The organism is Pseudomonas sp. RW10S2, from assembly GCF_014268985.1.
GTDB classification, from domain to species: Bacteria; Pseudomonadota; Gammaproteobacteria; order Pseudomonadales; family Pseudomonadaceae; genus Aquipseudomonas; species Aquipseudomonas wayambapalatensis.
This window is the reverse complement of the sequence record NZ_JABWRO010000259.1, coordinates 1-215: the sequence shown is the minus strand read 5'-3', so window position 1 is coordinate 215 and position 215 is coordinate 1. Positions and strand designations below refer to the sequence as shown.

Sequence of the window (215 nt, the reverse complement as noted above, 5' to 3'; positions counted from 1 at the left end):
TTCTTCGACACCGATATCCCCGAGCGTCACCACTGGAACCAGTCGGTGCTGCTCAAGCCTGCCCAGCCGCTGCACGCGGGTTACCTGGAGCAGGCGTTGCAGGCGCTGGTCGCGCACCACGATGCGCTGCGCCTGAGCTTCACCGAAAGCGAGACTGGCTGGCAGGCACATTACCGTCCGCTTGACGAGCAGCCGACCGAGCTGCTGTGGCAGCG

The 215-nt window shown here is 65.6% G+C and carries 1 protein-coding gene; it reads left to right on the top strand.

Annotation, left to right across the window (positions count from 1 at the left end; genetic code table 11):
- Positions 1-215 (top strand): condensation domain-containing protein (locus tag HU729_RS25630; RefSeq protein WP_186711936.1); only part of this gene is annotated, 215 nt, incomplete at both ends.